The organism is Nonomuraea sp. NPDC048916 (genome assembly GCF_040649575.1).
Taxonomy (GTDB): domain Bacteria; phylum Actinomycetota; class Actinomycetes; order Streptosporangiales; family Streptosporangiaceae; genus Nonomuraea.
Map to the genome: position 1 here is coordinate 1 of NZ_JBEZFS010000183.1, position 556 is coordinate 556.

At 71.6% G+C, this 556-nt stretch carries 1 pseudogene; it reads left to right on the top strand.

The features are described 5' to 3' along the window. Positions 1-2 precede the first annotated feature (2 nt). Positions 3-556: pseudogene (locus AB0C16_RS40345) on the top strand (hydroxymethylglutaryl-CoA lyase); the annotation flags it as partial.

Sequence of the window (556 nt, forward strand, 5' to 3'; positions counted from 1 at the left end):
GCATGAGCACCCCCGAGTCGGGCCTCCCCATGGTCGTACCGGCCCAGGACCTCCCCGCCCGCGTCCGCATCCACGAGGTCGGCGCGCGCGACGGCCTCCAGAACGAGAAGGGGACGGTCCCGACGGAGGTCAAGGCGGAGTTCATCCGCCGCCTCGCCGACGCGGGGCTGACCACCATCGAGGCCACCAGCTTCGTCCACCCGAAGTGGGTGCCCCAACTCGCCGACGCGGAGCAGCTGTTCCCGCTCGTGAGCGACCTCCCCGTGGCGCTCCCGGTCCTGGTGCCGAACGAACGCGGGCTGGACCGCGCACTGGTCCTGGGCGCCCGTCAGGTCGCCGTCTTCGCCAGCGCCACCGAGTCCTTCGCGAAGGCCAACCTCAACCGCACGGTGGACGAGGCGCTGGCCATGTTCGAGCCGGTGGTCACCCGTGCGAAGGCCGCGGACGTGCGGGTGCGCGGTTACCTCTCCATGTGCTTCGGCGACCCCTGGGAGGGCGCGGTCCCGATCCACCAGGTCGTGCGGGTCTGCAAGTCCCTCCTGGACATGGGCTGCGA